The organism is Dyadobacter sp. CY345, assembly GCF_021502725.1.
Classification (GTDB): Bacteria; Bacteroidota; Bacteroidia; order Cytophagales; family Spirosomataceae; genus Dyadobacter.
The window spans coordinates 160,621-185,905 of the sequence record NZ_JAKFFS010000005.1 but is presented as its reverse complement, the minus strand read 5'-3'; the positions used below and the strand labels follow the sequence as shown (position 1 = coordinate 185,905).

Here is a 25,285-nt window from a genome sequence, read left to right as displayed (position 1 = left end):
CAAATAGAGATCATGTTACAAGCACAAATATTTATCGGAAAAGATCAGTTTTTCCGCGAGCAGCCGCTATACGAGTATATTATGCAACTGCTCATGAAAGAGAAAATTCGTGGTGCAACCGTGTTCATCGGAAGACTAGGCTATGACGAAACGAAACACCTGAACAGGCCATATGACCTATTTAGTTTCGACGAAACGCCCGTTATGATCACATTCATAGACGAAGAAGAAAATGTAAAATCGGCTTTAACGACGCTTCGCGAAGAAGTAAAAAGCGGGTTTATTGTTACACATCACGTAGACCAGTGGAATTAAATGATTAAGAACTTGCTTTTTTTTAGTTTGCGAAACAGATGGGTGGTAATTTCCATCAGTTTCGTATTGATGGGTATCGGATACTGGTGTTTTACACAGCTAAAAATTGAGGCATATCCCGATATCGCTGATACCAATGTAATCGTGATTGCTCAATATCCAGGCCGTGCAGCCGAGGAAGTTGAACAACAGGTTACTGTTCCGATTGAACGTGCGCTTCAAAATACGCCTAATGTTTTAGACCGCAGAAGCCGGACAATTTTTGGGCTTTCTGTCGTGCAGCTTACGTTCAAAGACGGAACAGACGATTATTTCGCCAGACAACAGGTTTTGGAAAGAGTAGCGGCCGCTGAGTTGCCGGCAGGTGTAGCGCCCGAACTTGCTCCCCTATCAACGGCCGTTGGTGAGATCCTCCGTTACGTCGTCGAAGCACCGCCAACTTTCAGTCCAACGCAATTGCGTGATTTGCAGGATTGGGTTATCAAACCTGCTTTGCTGCAAGTTCCTGGGATAGCAGATGTTACAACATTTGGCGGGCCGCTGAAACAATTTCATATTCTTACTTCTCCGCAAAAACTGGTGAAATACGGTCTGTCCTTACAAAACGTTATGGACGCCGTAAACGCCAACAACCAGAATACCGGAGGAAATATCATTTCTCGTGGCGGACAAGGTTTCGCTGTTCGCGGATTAGGTGCGATAAAGAATGAAAATGATATTCAGAATATTGTTTTAAAATCACAGAACGGCGTCCCGGTATTTCTTCGCGATGTGGCGACGGTGGAAATTACACCACCGCCGCCAAGTGGCGTGATGGGTTACACCATTACCAAAGACAGCGTGGATGTCAGTGGCGGCGTTGAAGGTATTATTTTGCTGCGCCGTTATGAAAACCCGAGTGAGGTATTGAAAGTTTTAAAGCAAAGAATGACGGATTTACAGGGAAGCGAATTGCCGGAAGGTGTTACTTTACGACCGCTCTACGACAGAAGTTTCCTGATCGATCACTCTTTGGAAACCGTTGCCCATACCCTGTTTGAAGGAATTTCAATCGTTATTATTCTTTTGATTTTTTTCCTGGGAAGTGTCAGAAGTGCATTGGTTGTTGCCCTCACCATTCCATTTTCATTGTTGTTCGCTTTTATTTTGATGCGTTTGACAGGTATCCCGGCCAACTTACTTTCGCTCGGTGCGATTGACTTTGGTATCATCGTGGATGGAGCCTGTGTAATGGCCGAACATTTGATCAGAAAATATAGGACCGCAACTGTTGAGGAGAAAAAACAAGGGATAGTGAAGATCACTTTGCTTGCTGCGCAGGAAGTCGGTCGTGAAATTTTCTTCTCGGTGACCATCATTATCCTGGCCTATATGCCGATTTTATTAATGACTCGGGTAGAAGGAAAATTGTTCTCTCCAATGGCTTTAACGCTCGCATTTGCAGTTATTGGCTCAATGCTAGCGGCGTTAACTTTTATACCAGTGTTAATTTCGTTCGCTTACAAGAAACAATTGGCGAATCCGGACAAGCCTATGAAGGAACACAAGAATTTTATTCTTGACGGACTGACGAAACTTTATGCCAAAACGGTTGCCAAATTTTTGACACATTACAAGTCCACCGTTTTGATTGGATTTGCTGTTGTGATGGTTTTAGTTCTCTGCGGAGCCAAATTAGGCTCAGAATTTCTTCCGACTCTGGACGAAGGTTCCATCTTTTTGCGTGGAAATTTCGCATCCGGTATCACCATTCAGGAAAACGCAAGTTATGCGCCGAAGATCAGAAGTATCATTGCAAAATATCCGCAGATATCATTCGTAATCACCCAGTCGGGCCGGAATGATGATGGTACGGATCCATTTCCTGCCAACCGGAACGAGATTTTGATCGGGTTGAAAGACTACGATCTTTGGGCAAAGACAATTACCAAAAAGGAGCTGGTTGATAAAATTAAAAAAGACCTCCAGGCTCAGTTGCCTTCGGTTGCATTTTCTTCCGGTCAGCCAATTATTGATCAGGTAATGGAGATTGTGACAGGCAGCGCCGCCGACTTGGCTATATCGATTGTCGGGGATGATCTGACGATGATGCGCCAGAAAGCGGATAGTATTGCTGCGATTGTTAAACAAACCGCTGGTGCGGAAAACGTAAATATCGAACAGGAAGGTCCTCAGGATCAGCTGGCAATCAATATTAATCGTCAGAATGCTGCACGTTTTGGGATAAATGTCGCTGATATCCAGAATATGATCGAAGCAGCAATCGGTGGTAAGACTATTTCTACCTTGTATGACGGCACGAAGCGTTATGACATTGTTGTTCGTTTCTTGCCCGAGTACAGAAACTCCATTGATGCGATTAAAAACCTGCAAATTCCATCGTTAAGCGGTGCGCTTATACCTATGAATCAGCTGGCTGATATTCATTTCATACAAGGTCAAACGAATATTTACCGCTATGGAAGCAAACGTATGGTAACGGTTAGAACGAACATCCGCGGACGCGATCAGGGTGGATTCGTGGCTGAATTGCAGAAGAAACTTGACGCGAAGGTTCATGTTCCAAAAGGTTACAGTATAGTTTACGGCGGTCAGTATGAAAACCTTGAACGTGCGGGAAAACAATTGGCATTCACCATTCCGCTGACTATTGTGATGGTGTTCCTGTTCTTGTTTATGTTGTTCAAAAATCTGGCGCATACCATGGTGACTATGAGCTGTATACTTTTCGCGCTTGGCGGTGGCATTGTTGCTTTGCTGATACGCGGCTACTACTTTAACGTTTCCGCAGGCGTTGGTTTTGTAAGTATTTTCGGGATTTCGGTCATGGCCGGTGTATTACTGGTTTCCGCGCTCAACCGTGCTTCTTTGAACACAGATAACGATCTGCGGAGTAATGTTTTATCAGCATCGACCGAACAGCTTCGGGCACTTTTGTCAATATTGGTTGTCGCGATTATTGGTTTGGTGCCGGCAGCCATTTCGTCAGGAATCGGTTCAGATGTTCAAAGACCATTGTCGACTGTAATCATCGGCGGTCTAACCAGCACCTTAATCTTTGCGCCAATCCTATTGCCACCGCTGTATTTATGGGCAGAAAAGCATCGGAAAGTGAAACCTGCCAGAGACGAAGATAACCTGGACTAAATTGGATGTTTATTGAAAAGAGTAAAAACCGCCGCGCGTTCGTGTGCGGTTTTTATTCGCTATTAATACTGACAATTATATTTTGATTAGTGAAGTTCACTAAGTGACACAGGTTCAACAAGGTAGCCTTTCCCACGTAGTAGCATAATCAGGCCAGTTTGGTAACGAAGATGGTCGAGTCCAACCGCGATAAGACACGGGATATCTGAGATATGTGAAGTTATTTTACTCATCCATTGCTCGTTACGTATGTTCATCGGTACAAAGTCGAAATTGCTGGATGTATCAAAATTAGCTGTCTCATTCAGCTTGTATTCAACTTTCATTCTCTTGTAATCATCAATTATTTGATCTACCCCTTTCATCTGATAAATATTCCAATCCGATTTATCACTGTTTTCTATGTATTTAATGGAACGTGCAAGATGTTGCTTTGCATGTTTAATGTTGTCCGAATCAAACTCTGTTGGTTTTAGTGGATCCAGACGATCTCCGCTCCTGCCAAGTTTCTGATAAAGTTTAAACAAATCCAGATCCATATATTTGGTAATACCGTTTGGCCCTTGCGATCCTGAAGTGAGCGTTGATAATATTGCGGCTTCCATTTCAGCAACAGTCATATTTTTTGCTTCAATATTATCTTTAATTCCTTCACCAACTCTTGCAACAAAAAATGAATCAAGTACCTGGAATTGTGCATCATTGAGTAGTGGCAAAGCTTTTAATTGAGTCTCTCTGTTAGGCTGGGTATTTGGCGTCAGCGTAGTAAACGCTTCGGTTAATATGAAGTTTGTGCTATCAATAACTTTTTTCATTTGGGGGTAGTCATATAACCAGTCAGCATCTGCCAAATGAAATGTTCCCAAGAAATATGAAGATTTCTTACAGTCATGACCTGAGATTTTCCAAAGTATAGTAGCATTTTTAGAGTTGACGAATTTTACTCTTCTGTTCTGCCCTGATGCACATTCTGGAAATGAAAAAATCAGAAATATTAGAACAAATTGCTGAAATGGCGTAACAAATTTCATTGTTTTAAAAATTCGAGATTAATTTGTTTTCAGGAATTTTTATTTTTTAGATAATCTATTCAATATGTTACTAATTTCTCCACTTTCGGGCCTAGGAGCATCGCCATTAATTAACATGCCGTCCTTGCCAAAAATCATGTATCGCGGAATTGATTCAATATGATTACCTTTCAAGAAGTCAAATCCCTTACCATTTGTTAGTAAATAATTATCAATAATATGATCGAGCCCTTCTTCCTCACTGGCTTTTTTCCAGGATATACTATTTTTATCGATAGATATATATACGAAAATAATATCCTGGTCTTTAAATTTTTCTCTTAATTGATGTGAAGCTGGCATGGACTGTCGGCATGGAGCACACCAACTAGCCCAGAAATCTAGGTACACAATTTTACCGCGTTGCTGGTTTAGGAAGTCAGATATGTTTCTCCCGTTTTTGTGCTTATCAATTAATATATTGTGCCTATCATTTGGCAATGTTCCATGCTTGTATTTTACATCAGTTAAATAAGCTTCTTCAATGTATTTGGAGATTTTTTCTGTATTTACCAAGTTCAGAATATTCGTAACCAATTCTGTCAGTGAATCAGAATTTGAGGTCTTGGCATTATTTAGAATACCTAGTGCAACCACGTCAAAAGTTTCATGAGAAAATATTTTTTTAGCAGCATGCAATTGCTCCATGTAACTACTTCGTTTAGACCCATTCATGCTTTTAAAAAACATATATGAAAGAGAGGCATTTGAATACTCATTTAAATACCAGTATTCACGGCTTTGCTTGAAAATATAGTTATCATAGACGTTTCTTATCGAGTCAGAAATGGTTTTCTCTATTTGAAGTTGATCGAATTTTTTGTTAATCATTTTATAATAAAAACTAGCTTTTAAATATTCGATGAATTCAGAACTTATCTCATATTTTATCGAGTAATTGTCGAGAAATTCTCTTCTTTTTTTTAGATTAATATCTTCCTGATCTAGCTTTTGATAGAGGGTCCAGTTCTTTGGATAAACGTCTACCATATACCCTTCATACTGTCCTACGTGTTCGTTCAATTCTGAAAAAAATCGTAGTTCATTATTTCGCCGGTTATTCTTATGTGTCTCCATGATCAGACCGCTGTCTTTCCTACTAAAAAAAACCGTATCGTTTGGAAATAACACAAAAGAAGTATTTACTCCATTTTTGTTTCTTGAAGAAGATTCTATGCTGATTATTCGAATTGGAAATTCATTACTTATTGCAATTGTTTGTTTGAAATCAGACTCATGTAGGGTTGGCCTTTCTTTCCACAAGTCATTGTAGTAAAATCCAAACCCGCTTCCTTTTATTTTCGATGGATAAATTAACACTTGGCCGACCGAATAGGAAGTAATACAGAGAAAGATCAACAAATTCAAGTACGAAATATAGAAAATCATATTTGAGTAATTTGTGATTTCTTGATTTTTGTATATCGGTGCTCGAAGCATGAGAATTAGCAATTTCAATTTATCAGCGTGCTAGTCGTTACTCAGGCTATTTGAATAATAAAATCCCCCGTTTCACTCGCAAAGGCAAAAAAACGGGGGTAGTGAATGACTCATTCTTAAAAAAGCTATAATTGTTCAGTCAATTATTCTGTCGATTTGCATTGTTTTTTATCTCAACCAATATCACAAATCGTCACCCCCTGTTTCAACGAAGCAATATCATCCTTGCGGCTAGGAATAAATTCCTGCGCGACGAATCCTTTGTAACCGGTTTCAACAATTGCCTTCATGATCGCTGGGTAATATAATTCCTGCGTTTCATCTATTTCATTCCGTCCCGGAACTCCACCCGTGTGATAATGTCCAATATACTTATGATATTTTCTGATCGTCGCAATCACGTCACCTTCCATAATTTGCATATGGTAAATGTCATAAAGCAGTTTGAATTTTTCAGAACCGATCATTTCACACAGGCCTGCACCCCACTCTGTCCGGTCGCACATATAATCTCGGTGATTCACTTTGCTGTTCAAAAGCTCCATGATCAGCGTGACATTATGTTTCTCAGCAGAAGGCATCAGTTTCCTTAAACCTTCTGCGCAGTTACGCATTCCGTCAACATCGGACATCCCATTGCGATTTCCTGAAAAACAGATAACCGTTGTATATCCCGCTGCCTGGAGTTTTGGGAAAATCTCTTCATAACTTTTTACAAGCGCATCATGGTTCTTCGGATCGTTAAATCCTTTTTCAATACCCATGCCTGCGCCATTTGGCAAAGCGCAGGTCAGGCCGTATTTTTTTAATATCGGCCATTCTTCCGGTCCGAGTAATTCGATTGATTTTAAACCGATTTTTTGACACTCCTGTGCAAATGTTTCCAATGGAATTTTGGAGTAACACCATTTACAAACCGAGTGGTTAATTTTTCCTTTAAGTTCCGGTCCGAGTGCCTTATCCGATGCGGCAAATACCTGGCTCACCGAAAGGGGTATTGTGGAAAGCCCGGCCCCGGCGACTATTTTCTTTAATACTGAACGTCTGTTTGTATTTGTTTTCATTGATAATTCGGTATTGGGCTAAGAGCCTATTGATATCTATTTATACCTCGATTTTCCAGCTTAATGACGGTGTAGCCGTCTCCTGTTTATAGTAATCGATTCATTACAAGGCATATTCCTGGCTCCTTCGGAGCCTCCTTGCACTTTCCGGAAACTCCTATGGAGTTATGTTGAGCTGAACCAAGGCATTTTCTTTAAACAGGAGACTCCACGGAACCACTTTATAATGCTTCAATGTTTCATGTTTTAATTCCAGAATGCGTTAATAGTGTATTACAATCGACTTATACCTCGATTTTCCAGCTTAATGACGGTGTAGCCTTCTCCTGTTTATAGTAATCGGTCTAGTACAAGGTGTATTCCTGGCTCCGTATGAGCCTCCTTGCTCTTTCAGGAAACTCCTATGGAGTTAAGTTGGTTTGAACCCAAGCATTTTCTATAAACAGGAGGCTCCATGGAGCCGCTTTATAATTTTCGCTGTATTTGAACGGTCTCTAAGCGATATCACAAATAGTTACCCCCTGTTTCAAAGAAGCAATATCATCTTTTCGGCTCGGAACAAACTCTTGTCCTACAAAACCCTTATAACCTGTTTCCACAATTGCCTTCATAATGGCAGGATAATAAAGCTCCTGTGTCTCATCAATCTCGTTTCTACCCGGAACACCGCCTGTGTGATAGTGCGCTATATATTTGTGGTACTTTCTGATTGTAGCAATTACGTCACCTTCCATGATCTGCATGTGGTAGATATCATAAAGCAATTTAAACTTCTCAGAACCAACCATCTCACATAATCCGGCTCCCCAGGCCGTATGATCACACATATAATCCTTGTGATTTACCTTGCTGTTAAGCAATTCCATTACGAGCGTGACATTATGTTTTTCAGCAAGTGGCATCAATTTTCGCAACCCAATTGCACAATTCATCATCCCGTCCACATCACTCATACCACGGCGATTTCCGGAAAAACAGATGATTTTATCATACCCGGCAGCCTGCACTTTTGGTATGATATCAGTAAAACCTTTGATCAGTTCTTCATGGTTTTTAGGATCATTAAAACCCTTGTCTAAGCTCCGAGTCAGACCTTCTCCCCATGGAAGTGCGCAGGTTAATCCGTGTTGTTTCAAAACCGGCCATTCTTCCGGACCACAAAGTTCTATGGAGGTTAGGCCTATTTTCTTTGCTTCCACTGCCAGGGTTTCCAGCGGAATTTTACTGTAACACCAACGACAGACTGAGTGATTGATTTTACCGTTTAGTTTTACGCCCAGTGCTTTTTGAGAAGCAGCCATCACGTTGGTCATGGATAATGGCAAGCTCAAAGCGCCTGCTCCGGCCACGATATTTTTAAGTGCGGTACGCCTGTTGGAGGTACTTTTCATTGGACTGTAATTATTGTGGTTAGTCTTTTTATATAATCAAGGTCTTGCGCGCCCTTTTGTTTTTGTAGGGAAATCTTTGGGTATGGGCTGCGTCACTTTACCAGTTGCCACCCATTCAGTACCGCGTTGTAATGTGGTAATAAATCCTACACATTTCTGCGAGTAGTTTTCGTGACCAAGTGTTGTATGGAAAATTCTTCCTTTACCATATTGCAAAGTCATAAGCATCGGTTCAATTCTTCCCGAGCCTTTTTGTTCAACCGAACTGTAAGCCGTCGCTAAAACTGTTACATTTTCAGCAGGGCCTCTCAAACGGTCATACAGTTCATCTTTTTGATGCAGCCATTCAGTGGGCAGGCCTTTCATGATCGGATGATTTGCTTCTCTGATCGTGACGACGAATTCATGCTGGTGACCATGACTTCCGCCCAAACCTTTTATAGTATCTTTTACCATTTTTCCCTTTTCCTTATCAAAATAAAGATATGGACCAGACTTTTCGTTCCGTCCTTCCCAGCCACCAATCCCAATCATTTTATTATAAGCAAGCCATTTCGGGAAAGCGTTGTCGGCGGCATGAACTACAACAAGCCCGCCGCCATTTTTTACATATTTCTCAAAAGCAACCTTGGTATCTTCCGACCAGGAGTCTCCGTTGTAATTTGACAGCACTACGTCATAATTTGAAAACTCAGGTTTGAAGTTTTCCATATTTTCACCTTTTTTCGGGCTGGTGGCAATTTCTGCCGTAAACATCCCTGTATCTTCCAGAAATTTTTTCATCATCACCGAGCCTTCGGCCATATTCCTGTGATTATTTTGGCCATCAATGATCAGCACTTTGTAGATTTTACGAGGAAGTGCATTTACGTCACAAACAAATAGACATAAGATAAGCGTCCATGCAAAAAGGGAAATTTGAAATTTAGGAATCTTCATGAAATCGAAAAAATAAACCTGAATTGAATTAAAATTCGTGAGACGGATAATTCTACTATCCATTCCCGATTTTTAATTCAATTCAGGTTATACAATTATTACTTTTAAAAATAATTAAACATTTAAAATGTATAGTTATTTTCCACCTTTTTGAACTGTTCCTTCTTTATAGATTGGACTGTTCTTGCTTCCGCCCGATTCCAGATAAGCAATCAGATCTCTTAGTTCTTTTGGATTTAAACCATTTATCAAACCTGGTAACATAATGGAAACCGGTGAGATTTTGGTGGAAGTAACTTCTTTTTTAGAAACTTTGCGGATCGTTTTTTGGTCAAATGGATTTTGGGCGATGTAATAAAAATTCGCATCCTGATTCATTTCTCTTCCCAAAACAGATTCTCCGTTTTTTAAAGTATATATGGTCGAAGCATATTGATCAGATACAGCTTTGTCTGGCGTAATAATGGCTTCGAGAACATCACGTGTTGTGAACCTGTTTCCCAGCTGCGTTAAATCCGGTCCGATATCACTTCCTTCTCCCTGCATCATGTGGCATCTGCTGCAAAGCACTGCGGAGAAAATCTTCTTTCCAGTTTCAAAATCTGCACCAGCGAGACTGTCCTGAACCATACTGACAGCATTATCAACTTTCCAGCTTCTTCCAGGACCTTTTGGATTGTATTCGATAGCCAGGTCATTCCCGTTTAAGGTAAGTTTTTCAGCTCCGGATAATTTATTGTAATAAGCAACCTTATCCTTCGGAACGTTCGCAAGTGCAATCTGACGTGCTTTTTCAATGAAGCCGATATAACTTCTTCCACCCTTGTAACTGAATGCCTTGTCATACCACTTAAAGTATGTGTCACGCAACTCTGGCGTCCAGCCGGTTTTTGCAGTACTTAACACAAACGCGTAAAAAGTTTGCTGTTTTGCAGGCATCTTTTCAAGCATACCTGCAATATCAAGTCCATATTGTGGATTACGAAGGATAAGATCCGAAGAGGCTGTTGCTGTTTCATTGTCTTTATCATCGAAGAATTCATTTTTTGTAAGCAAAGTCAACGTTCTCTCAACAGCTCCCGGGGCTTCAAGGAACACAAGTAACTTGCTGTACAAACGGTTGCTCAACGCAGAAGTTGAAGGATAATGGGGACTCAGATAATTCGTAACCTGTGTTTTTATCGGTCCCTCCAATACTCCATAACGGAAAAATGTAACCTCGAAAGTCCGAAGCAAATCCCGCTGTTTCGATTCTGAAAGTTTCTTGAAATCGATTGATGTTAGTGCTTTTAGTAATGGCTCCTTTACGCTCTTATCACCTTGACGTGCCAGAGCAAGTAAAGCCTCAATCTTGATTTCAGGATTTTTTTCATTCAGTGCTTTTTCTTTCCATTCCGCTACCGGCTGATGCTCTACCGCCAACCTGGCCGCATAACGAACTGATCTGTCAGCATGCCCCAAATTCGGCCATGCAGCATTTACAGCCTTCGGATTCACACCAAGATGATATTGTTCCAGCTCCGTACGAAGTTTGTGTTCCGGCGTTAATGAAACCGTCGCTACATTTGATCCCGCTTTTAATTTTTTGTAATCCTTGTAGTAAATTCGGTAGAGATCTGATTCAAGACGGCGACCACCAGTTAAGAAATAAAGCGCTCCGTCCGGGCCGATAACACCATCTGTCAATGGTAACGGAGAGCCCGAAAGAAATTCTTCATGGTCAGCCGTGTAGGTTCCTCCTGATGGTTTCAGGTGAATTCCGTGCATGATACCAAAACTCCAGTCGAAAGCTAAAAGTGTATTCTTATATTTCTCCGGAAACAAGGCATCTTTCAGATAGATCAAATTTGTAGGAGATCCTTGCCCGATGTTCATGACCGGCCCAACGTTGTCAGGGAAAGACGGTGCCCATTTGGCATCACCCGTTCTCCATCCAAATTCACTCGCGCTTGTTGCGTGGCAAATTCGTGTAGGTCTGTACCAGGGTGTTCCGAAATCCCATTCCATGTCGGAGTCGTACGTAAACATATCACCTGCTTCGTTAAAAGCAATATCGAATGGATTTCTGTAACCGGCACTGACCAATTCCCAGGTTTTTCCTTCCGGATCCGTATGGGCAATCCAGCCACCCGGAGCCATTCTGTCGTTGGCGTGACCTCTCGGATCTTTTATAAATGGAAACAGGTTATCGTTTGTCCAGTTTTTTGGCAGACGGTAAGAATCCATTTCAGGAAGGTCGGTATGATTTCCTGCAACTACATAAAGAGATTTTTTGTCAGGAGAAAGCTGAACGCTGTGCGGCCCATGTTCTCCTTCACCCTTCATCGCTTTCAGCAGCGTTATTTTGTCATACTGATCATTGTTGTTGGTGTCCTGTAAACGGTATAGCCCACTTCCTTTGGGAAACTTGGCGCTTTCACGATTATTGATCACAACATACAAACTATTGAAAGCATACAGTAAACCGTGCGCAAAACCCATGGCGATTTTCGCGGTGTCGCCCTCGATTTTAAGCGATTCAATTTTCGGTTTCTCCGTTGAGCCAATTGGAGCCAAAATGACTCTGAAAAGACTGCCGTATTGATCAGAAGCAATTAGCCTTCCTTTATCATCGAAGGCCATAGAAACCCACGAGCCATTTTGCTCTTCCGATGGGCTGAATAGGTGTTCCGCAACAAAACCATCAGCCAGTTTTAATTTATCAACTTTTGACCCGGGTGGTCTCGTCTTAGCAGTTCGGTTGCTTAACAAAACTCCGCAAAAAACACCGACAGCGATAAGCACTGCAAGGGTAATTGGAAGTCTGGACCATTGCTTTTTTGTGTACATTTTACAGTTCAGAGTTTAAGTAATTATAATTTTTTAACGTATGATGAACAAAAAATGAATTAAAACAGACTTAAATAAAGCAAATTAAAACTTTGAAAAATCTGATTTTGCAATAATAACGCGAATCGTTGAGGGTACCATCCTGTTCTGTCGGGTTATCGCAAAAAATAACCTGAACTGTAAATACAAATTAAAAGTATAGTATATTTTATATGTATTGAACGGGTAGTTATTTTTTAACTTTCTTTATTTTTTATGTATACATATAGTATTATATGTATAGTTTTCTTAGTACAATTTAATAATACTATTAATAACAAAAAGTGCAGTAAGAAAATACTTACTACACTTTTCAATTGTCAAGGGTTTAGGACAATGTTTTAAATTGCTAACGAGTTAAAAATTAGGCGTTAATGCTGCTTCAACCGCAGGAAGCCCGTAATAAATATCAAGCACCGTAAATGCATTTGCAGGCGGAACTGCTGCTTGCGGGAAGTAATATGCTTTTGGATTTGCAACAACTCTCGCTCCATATGCACCAATGATCTCCTGCACCCTTCCAGCTCTAACGATATCAAACCAGCGTTTGTTTTCAAATGCTAGTTCAACTCTTCTCTCTTTAAAAATAGCTTCACGCATATCAGCTGAAGACGCAGCAGCAGTATTTCCTAAGCCGGCACGTTTCCGAACCATGTTGAGATACATTGCTGCATCTGTTGGCCGGTTCTGTTCGTTGGCAGCTTCGGCCATAAATAACAAAACTTCTGAGTAGCGGTACACAGGAAAGTTGGTACCCGTATTTCCATGCAGCGCATGTGTTTTTGCAAACTTTTTAATGTAAGGATAAACCTTGTCGTCTCTTAAACTTTGGCTCAGCGTTACATAAGCAATCGTTGCATCTTTCCTCTTATCGCCGGTTTCATAGGCAGCAATAATATCCGGTGTCGGAATGTTGTTGCTTTCCTGCGATGTCGACTGCGTGTTGGAAGTTCCGGTGATCGGACGCAATTCATTGGCCGTAATTGGCGAAGGAATTACCTGGTAAATATAGTTTCCGTTATACCCCGCGGATCCTTCCATATACTGAATTTCGAATACAGATTCAGCGTTGTTTTTATTACTTGTAGAAGTCGAGAAAGCATCAGCATATTCAGTGATCAATGAATATTGTCCACCATCAATAACTGGTTTTAAGACAGCTTCCGCTTGCGCCCATTTCTTCTGGGTAATATACAGGTCGGCTAGCAAAGTCCTTGCCGCTCCTGAGGTAACGCGGCCAGGTTCCTGTTTCACTTTATCAAACAACAATGTGGATGCTTCGGTAACATCTTTTTCAATTTGTGCATAAAGCTCTTCCGTCGTTGCCAACGGACTCGCGGCCTCCTGGCGGTTTGTCACAGGAACTAAATGCAACGGAACTTTACCAAACAAACGCGTTAGTTCGAAATAAGCATAACCTCTTAAAAAAAGCGCTTGTCCTTTCAGGTTTCCTTTTGTAGTAGCGTCAAAATCGATCCCATCAATAAGCGCCAGGATTTGGTTTGCTCGTGAAATAATTTGATAGTCGAGACGGTACTGCTGCAAAACATTATCATTTGAAGTAACACCATTGGCTGTTGGAACTGCAAAATCTGCAATATTTTCTGTCGGATCCACAGCACCATACAGTGTGTTCCTTGCATAATACGCATTATCCGAATGCAACTCAGTCAGCTTCCAGATACGGTCGTTATATATACCGCGAAGAGGAACATAAGCTGCATTGACCGCTTGTGCAAAATCTGACTGCGTTTTGAAAAAGGTTTCGGAACTCAATTGAGTTTCTGGTACGATACTCAAAAATTCGTCTCGGCAGGCTGTTAGAAAGAATCCAGCCAGGCAGGCTATTATAATTTTCTTTTTCATTCTGTATAAAGTCTTTTAATGAAAATTAATCTTCTCTAAAAATTCAGGTTCACACCAAGCGTCCAAGTGCGGGGAACCGGATAGTTGGATAAATCCACACCCTGGCTCAGGTTTCCACCGTCGCCGGTTCCGTCACCCGATGCACTGGTTTCCGGGTTTGGTCCACCCCAATATTTTGTGAAGACATAAACTTGCTGAACAGAAGCATAAAGTCTGGCAGATTTGAAGAATCGGTTTTTTACACCGATGTTGTAGCCCAGCGTAATATTTTTGATAGTGAAATATGATGCGTCTGCTATAAAACGGCTGTTCATCCAGTCTCTTTCAACGCCTGTGTAATTACCTCCAAGGGCTGCATTTGTAATACCATACATTCCTTTTCCAGGATTTTCCGGAGATCTGAAACGGTACTTCACTTCATCAACCATATTAAATACACCGTCAAGATTGGCGGTACTGTACAAGTGGCGTACGATTAATTGGTTACCGTATGATCCTGAACCGGTAATAGACATATCCCAGTTTTTGTATTTGAATTCATTGGTTACGCCGTATGTAAATTTCGGGAATGGATTTCCGATGATTGTTCTGTCATCCTGATCGCCACCGTTCGTGATCACACCGTCGCCGTTTACATCTTTCAATTTGATGTTACCTACAATGGAGCGGCCAGGAATTTTCGGAGATTTTGCAAGATCTTCGTCATTCATATAGTTTCCCTGCGCAACCATTCCATAGAACTGGCCGAAGGGCTGGCCAACTTGGGTGATGTGGAAAGTGCCGTAAACACGGTCAATACCTTCGGCCAACGCTAACACTTTATTTCTGTTGAAGGAAATATTAGCATTGGTTGTCCACTTCAAACGACCGTCTAAATTGCGGGAGGTAAGTGAAAACTCATGTCCCCAAAACTTGATCTCACCAATGTTATCGTTAAAGTTGGTGAACCCGGATTCCTGAGGGATCTGAACGCTATACAAAAGATTCGTAGTTCTCTTCGTATAAAAATCGTAAATAAACTGGATACGGTCATTGAACAGACCTAGATCTAAACCAAGGTCAAATTGTTTCGTAGTTTCCCATCCAAGGTTACTGTTTGCCAGCGAAGTTACGTTTGCTCCCGTAGCAACAGTGTTTCCAAAAACCGCATTGGTCGTGTTGTTTACCAAAGCATATTGTGTGTAGTTACCGATGTTATTATTACCGATAATACCATAACTGGCTCTCAATTTTGCAAAAGAGACCTGACGAACGTTTTTCAAGAATTCTTCATCGGAGACAACCCAGCCCACAGATGCAGATGGAAAAGTTCCCCAACGATTGTTTGAGCCAAAACGTGAACTACCGTCAGCACGTACAGCGGCTGTGAAGAGGTATTTTCCTTTGTAATTATAAGTCAAGCGCGAGATGTATGAAGCCAACGACCATTCATTGATACCATTGAATGTATTGGATCCGGATATTCCATTGACATTAAAAGATCCACCTCGGTCGATATTCAATGCTCCCTGGATAGTCGGAAGCCTGTCGTCAGTATAGGTGTTCGCCGTAATACGGTCAAATTCCTGGTGGAATCTTTGCTGTGTAAAACCTGCCAAAAGCTCAAAATTGTGGTTCCCTAAACTTTTATTGTAAGTAGCAAGGTTTTCGTTAAGCCACGAAAAATTTGATATGTTTTGTCGTATCGAAACCGCTGTCGTTGGAATAGGAACGTTAATAAAGTTTGTGGCAGTGGACGGGTTGAAGAAGAAATATTTATTACTCTCCTGCTCAACATTAATCGTCGATCTTAACGTCAATCCCTTCACTGGCTGATATTGCACATAAGCATTACCTAACAGTTTTGTGATTTTCGTTTCGTTTGTCAGCTCATTTGCAGCTCTGACCCAGTTCGGATAATTAAAGATATTTCCGGTGCTTCCAGGGAAAGTGTTGAAAGTGGTAAGCTCACCATTGGCATCGTAAATAGGCATAACCGGCCAGGTGTGCAAAGCGTTAAAAAGGATACCGGTACCTCTGTCTCCGTCTGTTCTTGGTGTGTTATCAAAAACGTACTGAGGTGCAATATTAAAACCAACTTTTACCTTTTTTGAAATGGCGTAGTCAGTGTTCATCCGTATCGAATATCTTTTATAATTGTTATTCAAAACAACTCCTTTCTGATTGAAAACACCAGCCACCAAAGATGTACTGACATTATCCTTATTTGAAGTTATGGTTAGGTTATAACTCTGGATTGGCGCAGTTCTCAGAAGTGCACCATACCAGTCGTTATTTTTTCCACGGTATTGCTCAGGATTTTGGAATTCGGCGGGAACTGGCTGGCCGGCATCGGAGTAATATTCTTTTTTGAATTGAGCAAAATCTTCGGCATTCATCATTTTGATCAAACCCTTGGACGGCACTTTCTGAATTCCGTAAAATGAATTTAAACTGATATTCGTCTGACCATTTTTTGGTTTTTTTGTGGTGATCAAAACAACACCATTAGCCGCCCTTGATCCATACAATGAAGTTGAGGCAGCATCTTTTAATACCGAAATATCTTCGATTTCGTCAGGGTTCATTTGGCCAATCGTTCCTGTGATGGGAAATCCGTCAATAACATAAAGTGGATCACTACCTGCCGAGACAGATACCTGACCACGAATACGAACCGACATACCCTGACCCGGCTTTCCCGTGGTCTGGTTGATCTGAACACCAGCTAATCTTCCTTGTAACTTTTGCGTTACCTGAGATACCGGAATATCTTTTAGTTCTTCACTTTTCACAGTCTGTACCGATCCGGTAATTTCCTTTTTCAACTGACTACCATAACCAACTACCACAACTTCCGAAAGAGATTTTGAATCAACTTCAAGTTTAACATCCACAGTAGTATTGGAACCCAATGCAACTTCCTGAGAAATGTAACCCAGAAAGGAAAAGATGAGCGTCCCACCTCCATCAGGGGCATTAATTGTGTAATTGCCGGTCTCATTCGATACAGTTCCTGTTGAAGTACCTTTTAAAACTACACTAACACCCGGAAGTCCCTGACCTGTTTCGTCGGTAATTTTTCCTTTGATCGCTCGGTCTGCTGCTGTGCCAGGTGTTACTTTCAAGTCAGCAGAGGTATCGTTTTGCAACAAAATTCTTCCCGAAACAACCCGATAAGAAATATTAAGGGGGTTTAAAAGTGCATCAAGTGTTTTGGCTAAATGCTGGTTCGATGCTGATATTGAAACAGATCTGTTGGATTGGATCAATTCCTTGCTGTATACAAACTTGACCTTCGTCTGGTCTTCAATTTTGTTCAGCGCATTTTTGAGGTCAACATTTTCCAGTTGAAGCGTTACATTTTTATTTAGCAGCTCCTGCGCGTCGATGTTATCGGCAAATGAAATCGTCGTAAACACGATGGCCATAATGACTTGCGCCAGTGATACTTTCATAATCTTGTACAGCGAGGCGTACAATTGTAATTGTCGCGGTTGATTCATAAATTTGAATGGTTTTATTAGATGGAAAAAATAAAACATAGAGCTCCCACCAACATCTGGAAACAGATGAACTATCGAAGCGGTGAGGCGTTGTAACGACCGGAAGTGGTGGCTCACTTCCGGTCATTTTTTGAAAGGGATGGTAGTTGAATTAGCTCATAATATTGGTTTAAAATGATGGGAAAAGGTTTTGGATTAAAGATTATGCTTACAGCCTGAACCCGCTAGTACTATTTTGGTTCCCTGAATGTTGTATTCACTATTCACGGATTGGCAGACCAGGTCAAATTTTTCCTTACATGTCATCGCGGTCAGGTCGCCGGTGAATGAGTAATTTTTCAATTTGTCGTTCATGATCAGTATTTGAATATTATAAACCAGGCCCAATTCCTGCAAAACTCTCAATATTGGCGTGTCTTCATAAATGAATTTTAACCTGGCAACTTCCGGGGTTTCTATCATTACCGGCTCCGGAACAAGCGTTTTTTCTGATCTCAGATGTTTTGTTGAATAATCTCCGTAAGTAACACTGCTCCTGTGTGTCGGGCAGACCTTCATACTATTTTCCAGAACAATCCGTTTACAATTGGCCTTGATGTTTGATTGTCTAATCGTTTTACATTCAATATATTCTTCAATATTTTTCTTGTCTAAAACCAGCTTTTCATTGATTGTCCAATTGTTTTTGATTAAAAAAATTGTCACAATTAACGATGCTGCAATGCTTCCATAGATCGCGAAAGAATTTAATCGCACCTTAAACGATTTAGCTTTTTTATTATCGCTCTGGTCGATTTTCCTATCAATTTCCAACAGTATGAAGTACTCTAACTGCCGTTTCCGCTCTTCCGACAGATTGACATTTTCATCTGTTTCAATCCTGTCAAACCAAATTTTAATTTTCACTTTTTCTTCTTCGGTGCACTCGCCTCTCAAATAGCGTTGCAGCAATTTTTCGAATTCGGACTTGGTCATAGAAGAAGAATTTGAGCTACATGTACAAGTCGTTTATAAATTAAAAATCCCTAGTCGTATTATAAAAATTATTAAAATGTTTATATTTATACTGAATATTGCTATCAAAGTTCTCTAAATAATTATATCATAAAGAACAGAATTGCGATGGCAACAAAGTCTTTGAGATATACTTTTAATGTCTTAATAGATTTCGTGATGTGATATTCAACGCCCTTTTCCGTCAATTGAAGGTGTGAAGCAATTCTTGCAACCGGCCAGTTTTCAATACGGCTAAGTCGGAAAACTTCCTGCGATTTTTCCGGTAGCGTTTTAAGGCCGGCTTCCATAAACGTGGACAAATCATTTACGGCAACGACATTTTCAGTTTCAGATTCCTCGTGCGCAACGAAAGCTTTGTAGTGGTGCAAGTAATTGTTTTTTACAATCTCGTTACGGATGTAGTCAATTACAGCATACCGGATTGCTTTCACAAGGTAATTTTCAAGCGAGTTGATTTCAAGTGTTTCGCGCCTTTCCCAAAGCTGGACAAAGATCTCCTGGGTAAGTTCTTCCGAAACTGCTCTGTCGTTTAAACGTTTCTGAGCAATGAGATATAATTTATACCAATACTTCTTGTACAAAATTGTAAAAGAATCTCTATCCCCTTGAACAAATTTTTCAATGAGTTGCATTTCAGACAAAGCCGGGACAGATGAGCTCATAGGATGTTCTTTGGTGAATACCTGTACATCTTCATGCACTTTACTGATGTATTCTCGTATCAATTGACGTAAATAATCATACTTAATCGATAATTTATACAATAGTAGTATTCGCCAAAGCCGGAACTATCCTGCTGTGTCTGGTAATATTAAAATTTTTACTTTCTGAATTTATAAAATCTTTTTTCGCAGCGTTTAAGAAGTTTTTGGGCAAACGAAATTATCGTTTGGTCTATTTTATCACCTTGCCGACATCAAGGTGTTGGAATTAATATGGGTTTTTGGCGGAGCTATTGACTCGTGAAGTATTGTTTTAGCATCACCATTTTTTTGCTGAAAGTATTAACTGTATAGTACTAAAAATACTTTTAATAAGCGGATTTTATACTATACTTTTATAGAAAATAGACCATATTTAGCTATTCTTTATAATGTTACTTTCTATATTAATTATATGTATTTAAAGATTACATTGTTAAGTATTTTTATTACGTGAAATAAATACGGAACTTATCTAAAATTTAATACTTGAAGTACATTTTTTATTAATTATACTTTTAAAAATATATTATAAATAAAAAATGTAATATAAGTGGTATATTTTTATGTGTAAATATTTTAATTATCTGTTTTACAGCGTTTTGTAATGGATTCTAAAAATGTTAATTATAGTAGGATGCGGATTTGAAGATATCAAATTCGATGAAACCCAAGGTGGACTCAATACTTTCTTTCTGTGACGTTCTAAATACGTACAAGGGCGCTGTTATTTCCAGAAAGATTCAAATCGTCCGAGAAAAGATAAAACTTCTCTGAGCCAATCGTCTGGTTTCTCATAATGTACGTTGTGTCCCGTCTCATTGAGTATTTTATGCGTGATCAAATTTGGATGATGACTTTTGAGCGCTGCATTTTCATTTTCAAATGGGAACAAATCGTCACTGCTTGTAGGATCTAGTATCAGTATCGGAATCTGCAAATTTCGGTAAATAATTTTCGGTTCAATGATGGACATCGATTCGGCAAAAAGCGGACTAAGTGTAGGCCTTAAAATATTTTCCATCGATTGCTCAGTATTACTCATGTTAAATAATTTCCAGAGACCTGGCCCGACAACCCATTTTCCTACATCATTTTTTCTTATCCAAGTCAAAAGTTCAAATTGATTCTCATTGAGCTCCTTGTCAAGAAAAGCACTGTATGCTTCAAGTTCTGTGGAGTAGGTTGTGTCGGGGATTATTTGGTCTGCAAACCCCTTAACCTTTTGGACTAGTTGTGCGGAATCCATTTTATGATAGTTGGTGTTTGTTGCTACCGAGCCGCCGTCCTCCAATATCAGAGCCAACACTTTTTCCGGGTATGCATCGTAAAATGCACTTGCGATAAATCCACCTCGTGACCAGCCGCCAATAATCGCTTTGTCAATTTTCAAATGGATCATCAAATCGCTAATGTCATCAGCCACATGGTATAGCGACACTTCATGATTCGGGATGGATGTTTGACCGTGTCCGTAGTAATCAGGAGCAATTACGTAGTAACCTTTTTGAACAAGTTTGTCTGCCATCGGAAGAATTTCATAACCGGTGCTCACACTTCCATGCAGCCATATCAGCGGTGTGTTTTTCGGATCGCCCCAGGTAAGATAGTGCATCCGGATATTCCTGGTTTCGAGAAAATGCCCATGCTCTTTCTCAAAGGAGTGGAATTTTATTTTCGCGGCCCGAAATTTATTTTCTACATCCGAATTGGGAAGTATATCCTTCACCTGGGCAAAAGTTGGAAGTGATATTATAATTAGAATGGGAAGTAGTTTCATGTAATCGGAAACTGAGAAGTATTAGTGAATAGAGTTTATTTCCCCGATTACCTGTATAAAATTTTTCCGTGCAAGATTCGGAGGTAAAGAATCCTCATAAAGCAGTGCTATCGCTCTTCGCTCAGCAGCTGGCAGAGAAGACGGTAAATCCAGATCAGTTTCATAAACGTCGTAGCTATTAAATGCTGTAATTCCTAACAGATGTGGCTGCTGAAATCTCCTTTTTGAGTGGCCCATTAGTCCCACGGCATGACAAAGCTCGTGACGAAGAGTTTCCCATCTTCCTTTTCCATTCAGATGAGGTATAATGTAAATGTCGACCTTCCTCAGATTTCCGTTCAAATCAAGATTAGAAGAAGCGTAACCCTTCGGTTCCTGGTGCAAATCAGCCGTTATATGACTATTAAATTCTTCCGCCGTTCTAGGGAAATTAATTAATACGTTTCCTTTCTCTTTGACCCAAACAATATCTGTTTTACCTATCAATGGTCTGAGTTCGTCAATGATCTTATCTACTTCAAGGGAATCTGCTTTCTGAAAAGGGGGAAGAATCTGCACTTCAATTTTCTTGTTCCATTTAGTTAGTCTATCCGAATCGCCGAAACCAACTTCACTAAAATAACTCAATTCTTCGGACGTATATTTTTTCAAAAAGCTTGTCGACTGTAGCCTGACATTATTCCTAAGAATAACGAAAATCAATGCGGCAAATACAAGCACCAAACTTGTTATACGTATCCCTTTCCGGATCATCATAGTAATATTTAAGTGCGCTGATGGAATTGAAGTTCGCAGTAAGCATAATTTTGACGACTATGCGCGTCAAATGCTCTATGGGTTTGACAATTATCGCAGGCATGGCGGAACAGTTGTCAGCGTTGTAATGACATTTTACCGGCTAACAAAATATACTTTTCAGAAAGTGGTGAAATGTTAGGACCATGGTTCACGACTTTTAAGATCATAAATCCTTAGTAATACTTTTGTCCCGTTACTAAAAAAATGCAAAATAGAGCGAGCCTATAATTTGGTACTATGAACTAACTCGAGTAATTTCTTTAAACCTAAAACTTGAACTTGTTGGAAACTTTTTTTTCTATTGGACGGCATGATCCGTGCAGTGTTTACTTAAATTCTTGGAACGTTCCATCTGAATAAAATATCAAAATACGTTCAACTTTTTTTTCGTTTGCCGGAGGGATGGATAATTCCGACACGACATTTTGATGCCCAGGATTCTGATTTGATAGATTGTTTCTGCGCGATTCTGCGAGGCTGGCAATACCACTTTTCTGACCATTAAACGTGGTATAATTGTCTGCCTTGAAAGGCTTTATTTCGCTGATTGATTCAGGAAGTTCTTCGTCTTCTAAAATCCAATTAATACCCAAATCCGGGAAGCGTTTGATGATCTTCTGAACAATATCCAGACTAGGCTTATTCCTTCCCGCGATGATGTGAGAAATACTGGAACGCTGGATACCAATCTCATCAGCGAAGTGAGAAGGCGATATATTTTTGTCAACTAATATCTGTTTAATTTTCTCATTCAAGTCCATATATACAATCTTAAACTGCCGCTACAATTGTTAATAGCGATATACAAAGGTAAATAGATTTACTTTTGTAAACAATACAAAAGTAAATCTTTGAATTTAAAATTGTAAATCAAAATAACAATTGTGAATTTACATTTATGTTTACATTTGTAAAGTCTGGATTTGATTAATTTGGATCGGTTGAATTTGCTGTTTAAGAAATTAAACATGAAAAAAGTGCGATTTCATATCTGAAACCGCACTTTAAGAAATTAAACTTTAATATATTAATTCAGTTTAATATGTAACATAGGATATTAAACAGTTACATTATTTTCACGCAAAGCTTCGTTTAACGAAGTCTTTAAATCTGTGCTCGCTTTTCTTTTTCCAATGATCAATGCACAAGGAACATGATAGGTCCCCGCGGCAAATTCCTTTGGTAAAGTGCCTGGAATAACCACTGAATCTGCTGGTACGAAACCTTTGTATTCTACTGGTTCAGGACCTGTAACATCAATTATTTTCGAGCTTCCTGTAATGGTTACACCAGCGCCCAGAACTGCTCTTTTACCAATATGTGCACCTTCCACAACAATGCAGCGTGACCCAATAAAAGCACCGTCTTCTACGATCACCGGAGCGGCCTGAACAGGTTCCAAAACTCCACCGATTCCGACGCCGCCACTAAGGTGAACGTTCTTACCAATCTGCGCACAACTCCCCACCGTTGCCCAAGTATCGACCATAGTTCCTTCGTCTATGTACGCTCCAATATTTACATATGAAGGCATCAATACAACGCCCTTTGAAATATAGGCTCCGTAGCGAGCTACTGCTGGCGGTACCACCCGAACACCTAGTTTGTCGTAACCAGTTTTTAGTTTCATTTTGTCATGGTATTCAAAAATACCAACCTCACTAACCTCCATCTGTTGAATTGGGAAGTATAAAATGATCGCCTTTTTCAGCGCCTCGTTTACTAACCAAGAGCCGTCTTCCTGTGGTTCGGCTACTCTTAGCCGCCCTTTGTCAACTTCTTCAATTATGTTTTTAATGATCTGAATGTTCTCCGGTTCTTTCAGCAATTCGCGATTAGACCAGAGTTCTTCAATTTGAGAGTTAAGGCTCATGTTAAAGTTTTAGATTAATATAATATATTTAAATGATTGCAATACAGGTAGTTATATAAAATTACAATAATTATCTAATCACTTATTTTATACCAATTCAGTAAGTCTATAATTACAATTTAAACACCACCCTATTCCAACTAATACAAATATATAGGATTCAAAATTATAAACAGAGCAGTTAATAAAAGATATTAAAATGCAAATAATTGGGAAACCAATATACAAATACAATGTATAACAAATTATAAATACCATAAAATAAACTAATCATATTAGTAACAACAATGAATTAATAAAAAAGTTAGTTTGTCATTTTACTAATAATTTTAGTTAAACAAGTTCACGATACTAACCATAATCGCTTTATATGAAGCTAATAACTATGTTTCAATTATTCTCTAAAATCCTTTAAAACCGCCGCCATTTTTCTTAATATTGCTCCTGTAATAACATAATCCTTATAAGCACATGTCAAAAGTTAAAGTTGCAATCAATGGTTTTGGACGTATTGGCCGTCTTGTTTATCGCCAAATCTACAACATGGAAGGCATTGATATCGTAGCCATCAATGATCTAACCAGTCCTAAGGTACTAGCTCACTTACTTAAATACGATACTGCCCAAGGAAGATTTAACGCCGAAGTTACATCTACGGAAAATTCAATCGTTGTAAACGGTGAAAACGTAGTTATATATGCGCAAAAAGATCCTACCCTTATCCCTTGGGGATCGCACGACGTTGATGTAGTACTTGAATGTACAGGATTCTTTACAAGCAAAGAGTCTGCTGAAGGACACATCAAGGCTGGCGCGAAAAAAGTTGTTATCTCCGCTCCTGCTACTGGCGATCTTAAAACAGTCGTATTTAATGTAAATCACGATATTTTGGACGGTTCTGAGACAATTATTAGTGCAGCATCTTGTACAACTAACTGTCTTGCACCAATGGCTCAGGTTCTGGAAGAGAAATTTGGTATCGTTAATGGTTTAATGACAACTATTCACGCATACACAAATGACCAGAATACTCAGGATTCACCCCATCCAAAAGGTGATTTAAGAAGAGCTCGTGCTGCCGCTCAAAACATTGTACCTAACAGCACTGGTGCTGCGAAAGCGATCGGTCTTGTATTGCCTTCATTGAAAGGTAAATTGGACGGTTCTGCACAGCGTGTACCAACGCTAACTGGTTCTCTTACCGAGTTGACAGTAATTCTTGGTAAAGAAACAAGCGTAGAAGAGATCAATGCTGCAATGAAAGCTGCTTCTAACGAAAGCTACGGATATACTGAAGACGAAATCGTAAGCAGCGATATCATCGGAATTAGCTACGGTTCGTTGTTCGACGCGACTCAGACTAAGGTTCAGAAAATTGGAGATACGCAATTGGTAAGAACTGTAAGCTGGTACGATAACGAAATGTCTTACGTTTCTCAGCTTGTTCGTACAGTGAATTACTTTGCTACTCTATTGAGTAAGTAATTAGTAATGCTAAATACTAAAAAGCCTGATCAGTTGTCTGATCAGG

At 39.8% G+C, this 25,285-nt stretch carries 18 protein-coding genes; 3 read left to right on the top strand and 15 right to left on the bottom strand.

Translation table 11 applies throughout. The features are described 5' to 3' along the window. The first annotated feature begins 12 nt into the window (after window positions 1–12). Window positions 13–315, top strand: a complete 303-nt coding sequence (locus tag L0657_RS21370; RefSeq protein ID WP_235152800.1) for a DUF190 domain-containing protein — start codon at window positions 13–15, stop codon at window positions 313–315. After that, on the top strand, window positions 316–3,462 hold the full coding sequence (locus L0657_RS21365; protein WP_235152799.1) for an efflux RND transporter permease subunit: 3,147 nt from the start codon (window positions 316–318) through the stop codon (window positions 3,460–3,462). Between the two features lie 86 nt (window positions 3,463–3,548). On the opposite strand, the gene L0657_RS21360 is transcribed toward L0657_RS21365, so the two are convergent. The 15 genes from L0657_RS21360 to L0657_RS21290 form a co-directional block, all read right to left on the bottom strand. Beyond that, window positions 3,549–4,493: a TraB/GumN family protein gene (locus L0657_RS21360; RefSeq protein WP_235152798.1), complete on the bottom strand. Its 945-nt coding sequence runs from the start codon at window positions 4,491–4,493 to the stop codon at window positions 3,549–3,551. A 39-nt stretch (window positions 4,494–4,532) separates the two neighbouring features. Then, the gene (locus L0657_RS28080; protein ID WP_235152797.1) at window positions 4,533–5,852 is read right to left on the bottom strand and encodes a TlpA disulfide reductase family protein; all 1,320 of its coding nucleotides are present in this window, start codon (window positions 5,850–5,852) and stop codon (window positions 4,533–4,535) included. A gap of 293 nt (window positions 5,853–6,145) precedes the next feature. After that, window positions 6,146–7,036, bottom strand: coding sequence for a hydroxypyruvate isomerase family protein (locus tag L0657_RS21350; RefSeq protein ID WP_235152796.1), 891 nt, complete (start codon window positions 7,034–7,036; stop codon window positions 6,146–6,148). A gap of 494 nt (window positions 7,037–7,530) precedes the next feature. Continuing rightward, window positions 7,531–8,427: a hydroxypyruvate isomerase family protein gene (locus L0657_RS21345; protein ID WP_235152795.1), complete on the bottom strand. Its 897-nt coding sequence runs from the start codon at window positions 8,425–8,427 to the stop codon at window positions 7,531–7,533. 36 nt (window positions 8,428–8,463) lie between these two features. Continuing rightward, on the bottom strand, window positions 8,464–9,429 hold the full coding sequence (locus L0657_RS21340; RefSeq protein ID WP_235152794.1) for a ThuA domain-containing protein: 966 nt from the start codon (window positions 9,427–9,429) through the stop codon (window positions 8,464–8,466). 72 nt (window positions 9,430–9,501) lie between these two features. Further along, entirely contained in the window at window positions 9,502–12,195 is a 2,694-nt protein-coding gene (locus L0657_RS21335; protein WP_235152793.1) for a c-type cytochrome, read from the bottom strand. Window positions 12,196–12,591: 396 nt separating this feature from the next. Beyond that, a complete protein-coding gene (locus L0657_RS21330; protein ID WP_235152792.1) occupies window positions 12,592–14,100 on the bottom strand; it encodes a RagB/SusD family nutrient uptake outer membrane protein in 1,509 nt (502 codons plus the stop codon). Between the two features lie 35 nt (window positions 14,101–14,135). Beyond that, entirely contained in the window at window positions 14,136–17,585 is a 3,450-nt protein-coding gene (locus L0657_RS21325) for a TonB-dependent receptor (protein WP_235152791.1), read from the bottom strand. A 195-nt stretch (window positions 17,586–17,780) separates the two neighbouring features. After that, the gene (locus L0657_RS21320; protein WP_235152790.1) at window positions 17,781–18,560 is read right to left on the bottom strand and encodes a DUF4974 domain-containing protein; all 780 of its coding nucleotides are present in this window, start codon (window positions 18,558–18,560) and stop codon (window positions 17,781–17,783) included. 122 nt (window positions 18,561–18,682) lie between these two features. Further along, complete coding sequence (locus tag L0657_RS21315) at window positions 18,683–19,264, bottom strand: RNA polymerase sigma factor (RefSeq protein ID WP_235152789.1); 582 nt, start codon at window positions 19,262–19,264, stop codon at window positions 18,683–18,685. A gap of 766 nt (window positions 19,265–20,030) precedes the next feature. Further along, complete coding sequence (locus tag L0657_RS21310) at window positions 20,031–21,083, bottom strand: alpha/beta fold hydrolase (protein ID WP_235152788.1); 1,053 nt, start codon at window positions 21,081–21,083, stop codon at window positions 20,031–20,033. Between the two features lie 21 nt (window positions 21,084–21,104). Then, window positions 21,105–21,734 carry a hypothetical protein gene (locus L0657_RS21305; protein WP_235152787.1) on the bottom strand — a complete coding sequence of 210 codons (630 nt, stop codon included), beginning with the start codon at window positions 21,732–21,734 and terminating at the stop codon, window positions 21,105–21,107. Between the two features lie 31 nt (window positions 21,735–21,765). After that, the gene (locus tag L0657_RS21300) at window positions 21,766–21,942 is read right to left on the bottom strand and encodes a hypothetical protein (RefSeq protein WP_235152786.1); all 177 of its coding nucleotides are present in this window, start codon (window positions 21,940–21,942) and stop codon (window positions 21,766–21,768) included. A gap of 265 nt (window positions 21,943–22,207) precedes the next feature. Further along, window positions 22,208–22,642 carry a helix-turn-helix transcriptional regulator gene (locus tag L0657_RS21295; protein ID WP_235152785.1) on the bottom strand — a complete coding sequence of 145 codons (435 nt, stop codon included), beginning with the start codon at window positions 22,640–22,642 and terminating at the stop codon, window positions 22,208–22,210. 296 nt (window positions 22,643–22,938) lie between these two features. Then, window positions 22,939–23,754 carry a 2,3,4,5-tetrahydropyridine-2,6-dicarboxylate N-succinyltransferase gene (locus L0657_RS21290; protein ID WP_235152784.1) on the bottom strand — a complete coding sequence of 272 codons (816 nt, stop codon included), beginning with the start codon at window positions 23,752–23,754 and terminating at the stop codon, window positions 22,939–22,941. Between the two features lie 471 nt (window positions 23,755–24,225). On the opposite strand from L0657_RS21290, the gene gap reads away from it, so the two are divergent. Next, a complete protein-coding gene (gap, locus tag L0657_RS21285) occupies window positions 24,226–25,239 on the top strand; it encodes a type I glyceraldehyde-3-phosphate dehydrogenase (protein ID WP_235152783.1) in 1,014 nt (337 codons plus the stop codon). The last annotated feature ends 46 nt before the right edge of the window (window positions 25,240–25,285 follow it).